Annotated in this window: 8 protein-coding genes; 2 read left to right on the top strand and 6 right to left on the bottom strand. The window is 72.8% G+C overall.

The annotated features are described in order from the left end of the window. Positions 1-262: 262 nt before the first annotated feature. The 5 genes from NBZ83_RS28055 to NBZ83_RS28035 form a co-directional block, all read right to left on the bottom strand. Positions 263-715: a cupin domain-containing protein gene (locus tag NBZ83_RS28055; RefSeq protein ID WP_261571035.1), complete on the bottom strand. Its 453-nt coding sequence runs from the start codon at positions 713-715 to the stop codon at positions 263-265. A gap of 49 nt (positions 716-764) precedes the next feature. Beyond that, a complete protein-coding gene (gene meaB / locus NBZ83_RS28050; RefSeq protein ID WP_261571034.1) occupies positions 765-1,781 on the bottom strand; it encodes a methylmalonyl Co-A mutase-associated GTPase MeaB in 1,017 nt (338 codons plus the stop codon). Next, positions 1,778-2,965 (bottom strand): acetyl-CoA C-acetyltransferase, encoded by a 1,188-nt coding sequence (locus NBZ83_RS28045; protein ID WP_261571033.1) that lies wholly within the window; start codon positions 2,963-2,965, stop codon positions 1,778-1,780. The genes meaB and NBZ83_RS28045 overlap by 4 nt, the downstream gene beginning before the upstream one ends. A gap of 142 nt (positions 2,966-3,107) precedes the next feature. After that, positions 3,108-4,103, bottom strand: a complete 996-nt coding sequence (locus tag NBZ83_RS28040; RefSeq protein ID WP_261571032.1) for an FG-GAP repeat domain-containing protein — start codon at positions 4,101-4,103, stop codon at positions 3,108-3,110. Further along, a complete protein-coding gene (locus NBZ83_RS28035; protein WP_044886710.1) occupies positions 4,100-4,657 on the bottom strand; it encodes a SigE family RNA polymerase sigma factor in 558 nt (185 codons plus the stop codon). Before NBZ83_RS28035 ends, NBZ83_RS28040 begins: the two co-directional genes overlap by 4 nt. 217 nt (positions 4,658-4,874) lie before the next feature. On the opposite strand from NBZ83_RS28035, the gene ccrA reads away from it, so the two are divergent. Both ccrA and NBZ83_RS28025 read left to right on the top strand, forming a co-directional pair. Next, positions 4,875-6,224, top strand: a complete 1,350-nt coding sequence (ccrA, locus tag NBZ83_RS28030; protein ID WP_261571031.1) for a crotonyl-CoA carboxylase/reductase — start codon at positions 4,875-4,877, stop codon at positions 6,222-6,224. Between the two features lie 74 nt (positions 6,225-6,298). Continuing rightward, positions 6,299-7,021 (top strand): F0F1 ATP synthase subunit B family protein, encoded by a 723-nt coding sequence (locus NBZ83_RS28025; RefSeq protein WP_261571030.1) that lies wholly within the window; start codon positions 6,299-6,301, stop codon positions 7,019-7,021. Between the two features lie 32 nt (positions 7,022-7,053). On the opposite strand, the gene NBZ83_RS28020 is transcribed toward NBZ83_RS28025, so the two are convergent. Continuing rightward, positions 7,054-7,368 (bottom strand): Rv1322 family protein, encoded by a 315-nt coding sequence (locus NBZ83_RS28020; protein ID WP_261571036.1) that lies wholly within the window; start codon positions 7,366-7,368, stop codon positions 7,054-7,056. Positions 7,369-7,430: the final 62 nt, after the last annotated feature.

Genomic DNA, 7,430 nt, shown 5'->3' with positions numbered 1-7,430 from the left:
CACCCCGCACCGGCCCCGAGCCGCTGTCCTCTCCCGCCGACCCGCTGGCAATTGCTGGAGGTTGGTGACGGTGGCCGGGCCGGGGCCGTCATTAACCTCCAGCATCCGCCGACCGCCGTGTGGCCACGGCTGACGCCCCGGCCGCCGTGGCCTTCTGCGCTCGATCAAGGACGGCGAGGCGGCGTCGGAGCTAGACGAGTAAGGGCGGCAGGCCGCGCAGGACGCACCACAACCCGCCCCACCCGGGTGCGCACTCGCTCATCTAGTCCGCAAGGAGTTCGAAGTCGGCGAAGTCGAACCCGGGTGCGACGACGCAGCCGACGAGGACGTGCCGGTCGCCGCGGGGCACGGCGGTCTGCCACTCCCCTGCCGGCACGACAAGCTGCGGCACCTCGCCGGCCGCCGCATCCGGCCCGAGCAGCCGGGTCGGGCCGGGCGAAGGCCGGCGGCCCAGGCCGCCGAGGGTCAGTTCCAGGGCGCCACCGCCCTGCCAGAGCCAGATCTCGGCCGAGGCCACCCGGTGCCACCGGGACGCCTCGCCCGGGCGCAGCAGGTACAGGATGGACGTCATCACGGGCCGCTGCCCGCCGTGTGCCGTGACGAGCTCGGGGCTGGCCCAGGTCTGGCGGTACCAGCCGCCCTCCGGATTGGGTTCGAGGCCGAGGCCGCCGATCAGCTCGTCGGCGGACGTCGCCGGATCATCGAGGCGGCTCATCGAGGCGGCTCCTCCCCAGGTGCGCGGGACATCGCGGGTCGGCCGTCCCTCAGGGGGGCGGAACCGGCTGCGCTGTCAGGACGTCCGCGAGCAGCCACTCGGCGGCCGACCAGGGGTCGGCGGCACCGGCGACCACCAGGTCGGCGAGCTCCGCCAGGCGCGCGTCGTGCGGTGGGGCGGCCAGGCGGTCGCGCAGCGCGGTCAGGGTCAGCCCGCGGATCTCGTCGGCGGCGCGGGCCAGCCTACGACGGCCGAGCTCGCCGGTCGCGACGAGGTCCCGCCGATGCGCGGCGATCCGCCCGACGAGCTCGTCGATGCCCTCGCCCAGGGTGGCGGCGACGCGGACCACCGCCGGCTGCCGGCCGCCAGCGCGCATCCGGGTCATCGCGGTCAGGTCGGCGACGGTGCGGGCGGCCCCTGGCCGGTCCGCCTTGTTGACGACGAGGACGTCCGCGACCTCGAGCAGGCCGGCTTTGACCGCCTGCACATCGTCGCCCGCGCCGGGCGCGAGCAGGACGCAGGTGGTGTCGACGAGCGCGGCGATGTCGATCTCCGCCTGGCCGACGCCGACCGTCTCGACGACGACGACGTCGAACCCGGCCGCCTCGAGTACCCGGAGCGCCTGCGCGGTCGCGGCTGCCAGCCCGCCGAGGCGCCCCCGGCTGGCCAGCGAGCGGATGAACACCCCGGGATCGCCGGCATGCTCGCTCATCCGCACCCGGTCACCGAGCAGCGCGCCGCCGGTGAACGGCGAGGACGGATCGACCGCGAGCACGGCGACCCGCCGCCCGGCGCCGCGGTAGGCGCGTACCAGGGCCGAGACGGTTGTGGACTTGCCGACCCCGGGCGCGCCGGTGAGCCCGACGGTCTGCGCACCGCCGGCGTGCCCGGCGAGCGCCGGACCGATCTCCCGCCAAAGCCCGGGGGTGTTCTCCACGGCTGAGAGCAGCCGGGCAAGCGCCCGCCGATCACCGCCGACGGCCGCCGCGACCAGCTCCGCCGGGGCCAGCTCCGCCGGGGCCGGACCCCGCTCGCGGTCGGCATCCGCGGCGGAGCCGGCGGTCACGCCGTCGGAACGCGCAGGATCAGGGCGTCGCCCTGGCCGCCGCCGCCGCACAGGCCGGCCGCGCCGATCCCGCCGCCGCGCCGGGCCAGCTCGTTGAGCAGGGTCAGGGCGATGCGGGCGCCGGATGCGCCGAGCGGGTGGCCGATGGCGATCGCCCCGCCGTTGACGTTGACGATGTCGGAGCTGATCCCGAGGTCGCGCATGGACTGGATGGAGACCGCGGCGAACGCCTCGTTGATCTCGACGAGGTCGAGGTCGGCGGGGGTGAGCCGCTCCTTGGCCAGCGCGGCGAGGATGGCGTTGGACGGCTGGGACTGCAGCGAGGTGTCGGGGCCGGCGACGAAGCCGTGGTGGCCGATCTCCGCGAGGATCGGCAGGCCGAGCTCCTCGGCCTTGGCCCGGCTCGCCACGATGACCGCGGCCGCGCCGTCGGAGATCTGCGACGCGGACCCGGCGGTGATCGTGCCGTCCTTGCCGAACGCCGGGCGCAGCTTGCCGAGCACCTCGGCGGAGGTGTCGGCGCGGACGCCCTCGTCCTGGCTGACGACGAGCGGCTCGCCGCGGCGCTGCGGCACGGAGACGGGGACGATCTCGTTGTCGAACAGGCCGTTCTTGGCGGCGGCGGCGGCCCGCTGGTGCGACCGGGCGGCGAAGGTGTCCTGCTCGGCGCGGGAGATGTTCAGCGCGCCGTTGTAGCGCTCGGTGCTCGCGCCCATGGAGATCTGGTCGAAGGCGCAGAACAGGGCGTCCTGGTCGATGGCGTCGAGCGCCTCGGCCGCGCCGTACTTCACCCCGGCACGCATCGACCGCAGCAGGTGCGGCGCCCCGGTCATGGACTCCATCCCACCGGCGACGACGAGGTCGTACTCGCCGCTGGCGATGTAGGTGTCGGCGAGGGCGATCGCGTCGAGGCCGGACAGGCACACCTTGTTGATCGTGACCGCGGGCACCGTCATCGGGATGCCGGCGGCGACGGCCGCCTGCCGGGCGGTGATCGGGCCGGTGCCGGCCTGGATCACGTGCCCCATGATGACGTACTGGATCGCGTCGCCGGCCAGCCCGGCCCGCTCCAGGGCACCGGAGATCGCGATGCCGCCCAGGTCCGTCGCGGTGAAGCTCTTCAGCGCCCCGGACAGCTTCCCGATCGGTGTCCGCGCGCCGGCCACGATCACGGAACCAGGCATGGCTGCCTCCTCATCACTCTCGGGGAGATCATCGGGATGCTCACCCCACGGGCACCTTCAACACCACGATAACGTGATCTTGATCCTGGTGCCCGCCCCGTGACCGGCCGGGCGGGGGGAGGGAACCACCGCCCGACCCCGATCAGGACAGCGCGCCGCAGGACACCACGAAGGGGGAGGAGTCCGCCGGCAGCCGCACCGTGCTGGAGACGGTGTCCTGGACGGCCAGGCCGTCCGGGGTGAACCCCAGTGTCGTGGTGACGACGTTGAACTGGGTTCCGTCGCTCGACGTCCCGGTGCTGATCTGCAGGGTCTTGTCGGCGCAGCGAAACCCGAGGGCGGAGTTCCCGCGGACGCCGGCGCCGAGAGCCAGATCACTGGGCAGCGTCAGCGCGGCCAGCTCGTCGAGACTGACGTAGCGCAGCAGGGCGTAGCTCTTCGTCCCGCCGGCCGCCTGGGTCTGCACCAGCAGCTCGCTGAAACCGTCGCCGTCTATGTCGATGACCGCGCTGTTGAGCGGGGCGATGATGCTGCCAAGGGCAACCCGGGCGACCTGGCCGTCCCGGGAGAACCGCACGCGCAGGTTCGTCCCGTCCGGCGCGACCGTGTCGGGCTGGCCGTCGCCGTCGATGTCGTTCACGCCCGCCGGTTTCGCCACCGGCGTGGGCAGCTGCGGGCTGCCAGGGCCGGTCGAGTTCGACGGCGCGGACGACTGCGGGCTGGTGGGGGCCACCGACCGCGCGGACGCGGACGCCGTCGGCCGGGTCGGCGGCGGGTTCGTCGGCGCGCGGGTCGTCGATCCCGGGGTCGACCCGCCGCCGCCGGAGCTGGAGTGCCCCGAGCCGCCGCCCAGGGACGGCACGGTCGCCGCCCGGCTCGGCTCGCTGAACGTGGTCGGCATGACCGGCGGCGCGGCCGGCTCGACGACCTGGTTCGACGGGCTCGGCCGGATGGCCACCACCGCCAGCCCGATGAGCGCCGCCATCACCATCCCGCCGAGAGTGAACGCGGGGATGCGCCAGCGGCGCCGACGGGCGATGCCGGCCCGGATCTGCCGGTAGGCCTCCGGGGAGGGTCGGATGGGCTCAACCGCCTCGGTCAGCAGCCGGGTGAGCTCGTCCGGTTCCAACGCGCTCACCGCAGGCCCTCCAGCTTGCCGCTGAGGGCGGACAGCCCTCGGGAGGTGTAGGCCTTGACGGAGCCGACGCTGCAGCCCATCACCGCCGCCGCGTCCGCCTCGGACATGTCGGCGTAGTAGCGCAGGACGACCGCCTCCCGCTGGCGCCGCGGCAGCTCTCGAAGTGCCTGGATGACGGCGGCTCGCTCGACGAGAGAGTAGGCCCCTTCCTCGGCGCTGGCGGCATCGGGCATGGGCTTGGGGGCATGCTTGAGAGCGACGAGTCGACGACGCAGCGTGGAACGTGCGAGATTGACGACGGTCTGCCGAAGGTAGGCCAGGGCCTTGTCCCGGTCCTGTAGACGTCCCCAGGCCCCGTGGACCCGGATGTAGGCGTCCTGGACCACCTCTTCACACAGACCCACGTCATCCAGCAGCAACGCGGCAAGGCGCACCAATGACCGGTAGTGCTCTGAGTACAACGCGGTCAGGGCGGCGTCCGCGTCCCGCGCTACGTCGCTACGGGCGGCGTCGCTCCGCGCAGGCACGGGCCGCCACCCCTCCACGACTGTCATGGGCGCGGTCACACCACGTTGGACGCCGACCGAGCACTCGAAGTTGTCCCGAAAGTTCTATCGCGTCGCGCACGAAACAGACAGCCCCCACAACCCGCGACCCCGTCTCCCTACCCATCAGCTATCTCTGCCGCCCTGTTCGACTGTCGGTGCCGTCCTGTCAACTGCCCGTGCCGCCCGTCATCCGCCATCGACCACGCACCGCCGGAGGCCGATCGTGAAGGACATCCTCGAGGCGATCATCACCCAGAGCCCGCCGTCCCCCGACCGGCGAGCGGAGTTCGCCGCGTTCACGGTCCCGGAGTTCTACCGCGGCGTCGTCGTGCGCCGCGAGGAGACCGGGATGTTCGACGGCGTCCCGTCCCAGGAGAAGGACCCGCGCCGCTCCCTGCATGTCGACGAGGTGCCCACGCCCGAGCTCGGCCCCGGCGAGGCTCTCGTCGCGGTCATGGCCTCCTCGGTGAACTACAACACGGTGTGGACCTCGATCTTCGAACCGATGTCCACCTTCGGCTTCCTCGAACGCTACGGCCGGACGTCTCCCCTTGCGTCCCGCCATGACCAGCCTTACCACGTCGTGGGTTCCGATCTGGCCGGAGTCGTGCTGAGGACAGGAGTCGGCGTACACGTCTGGTCCCCGGGGGACGAGGTCGTGGCCCACTGCCTGTCCGTCGAGCTGGAGCGCGCCGACGGTCACAACGACACGATGCTGGATCCCGAGCAACGAATCTGGGGTTTCGAGACGAACTTCGGCGGGCTGGCCGAGCTCGCCCTCGTCAAGGCGAACCAGCTTATGCCCAAACCAGGCCATCTCACCTGGGAGGAGGCAGCGGTGCCGGGGTTGGTCAACTCCACCGCCTACCGGCAGCTCGTCTCCGCCAACGGCGCCCGGATGAAGCAGGGCGATGTCGTCCTGGTCTGGGGAGCCTCCGGCGGGCTGGGGTCCTATGCCACCCAGCTCGCGCTGCACGGCGGAGCGATCCCGGTCTGCGTCGTGTCGTCGCCGGAGAAGGCGGAGATCTGCCGATCCCTCGGCGCCGAGCTCATCATCGACCGCGTCGCGGAGGATTACCGGTTCTGGAGCGATGAGCACACGCAGAACCCGCGGGAATGGCAACGGTTCGGCCGACGCATCCGCGAACTCACCGGCGGGGACGATCCGGACATCGTGCTCGAGCATCCGGGGCGGGAGACCTTCGGCGCCTCCGTTTACGTGACCCGCCGCGGCGGCACCATCGCGACCTGCGCCTCCACCAGTGGATTCGTGCACGAGTACGACAACCGGTACCTGTGGATGAACCTGAAGAACATCGTCGGCTCCCACTTCGCCAACTACCGGGAAGCCTGGGAAGCCAATCGGCTCATCGCCCGCGGGATGATCCATCCCACCCTCTCCCGGGTGTACCCGCTTACCGAGACGGGGCAGGCCGCCTACGATGTGCACCGCAACACCCACCAGGGCAAGGTCGGCGTGCTCTGCCTGGCGCCGGCCGAAGGGCTGGGTGTCCGCGACTCCGAGCTCCGCGACCGCCACCAGACCGCAATCAACCGGTTCCGTGGCGTGTAGCCAGGGAAATCGAGACGGGCCCGATGCCCGGCTGACGTCACGTTCACATTGACAGTCTGAGATGCTGAGGTCCTATGACCGAACACACGGATCTCATCCCGATGGCCGGCGAGACCGACGGGCCCCCAGCCTTCGATCTGGTCCGCCGTGGCTACGACCCCAACCAGGTCACCCATCACGTGAACTGGCTCGTCGAGCAGCTCCGCGAGGCCGAGGCGCACCGGGCCGCGGCCGAGGCCGCCGCGTCCGAGGCGGCGACGGAGGCGGCCCGCGTGCGCGACGATCTGGCCGCGAACCGTCCCGCGTGGGAGGAGTTCGGCGGCCGGGTCACCCAGATCCTCCAGCTCGCCGAGGAGGAGGCGGCCACCGTCCGCGCCGAGCGGACCCGCGAGGCCGACGCTCAGCTCGAGGAGGCCCGCCGGATCGTCACCGAGGCCGAGGCCGCCCGCGAGAAGACCCTGCGGGAAGCCGACGGGCAGGCCGCCTCGATCGTCTCGACGGCGCGTGCGGAAGCCGAGCGGATCGTCGAGATGGCCCGGTCCACCGCGGCGGCGGCCGAGGACGAGTCGAAGCGCCGGCTGGCCGATCTGGAGCGTCAGCGCGAGCAGGTCACCACCCAGCTCTCCGCCCTGCGCGAGCAGGTGACAGCCCAGCTCGGCGCCCTGCGCGACAAGCTCACCGCGGCCAGCGCCTCGATCGCCTCGATCGAGGCGGCGCCGGTCGAGGAGCGCAAGGCGATCGGCGGAGAAACAGCCGTGCTGCCCGCGTCCGCCGGCGCCGGCCTCCGCAACGCCTGAACCCCGCTGCGGCTGGCCGCTCGGGCGCGCCCTCAGCCGGCGTCCGAGCGCGGGCGGGCCGCCCGGCAGCGTCGATCCCAGCACGGCCGATGCCAGTGCCGGCGGTCCTCGATGCGCTCCGGCGGCCAGACGACCAGGTGGGCGGTGCCCGGGTTGATCTCGTGATCACACCCGGGGCACCGGTAGACCTTCGCCGTCGCCGCACCGGTGACCGGGCGGACCACCCACTCCCCGTCGCGTAGCACCACGATCGGATCGGGCAGCCACGCCCCGACGGGCCGCCCGCGCCCGCCCTGCCCGCGCACGTCCCGACCTCGGGCGGGACGGCGCCGCGCCCGGCGCGTCACCGACCGCGTGGGTGTCTGCCCGGCTCCCAGGAGCGCGCCCGCCGCAGCCACGGCCCCACCGC

It is taken from the genome of Frankia gtarii, assembly GCF_025403375.1.
GTDB classification, from domain to species: domain Bacteria; phylum Actinomycetota; class Actinomycetes; order Frankiales; family Frankiaceae; genus Frankia; species Frankia gtarii.
The sequence above is the reverse complement of the archived record's forward strand: the minus strand, read 5'-3'. Positions and strand labels throughout refer to the sequence as shown.

Bases quoted from the DNA above. Each gene is read 5' to 3' on its own strand.
- NBZ83_RS28055 (WP_261571035.1), bottom strand. From the start codon at position 715: ATGAGCCGCCTCGATGATCCGGCGACGTCCGCCGACGAGCTGATCGGC.
- NBZ83_RS28025 (WP_261571030.1), top strand. From the start codon at position 6,299: ATGACCGAACACACGGATCTCATCCCGATGGCCGGCGAGACCGACGGG.
- NBZ83_RS28045 (WP_261571033.1), bottom strand. From the start codon at position 2,965: ATGCCTGGTTCCGTGATCGTGGCCGGCGCGCGGACACCGATCGGGAAG.
- NBZ83_RS28035 (WP_044886710.1), bottom strand. From the start codon at position 4,657: ATGACAGTCGTGGAGGGGTGGCGGCCCGTGCCTGCGCGGAGCGACGCC.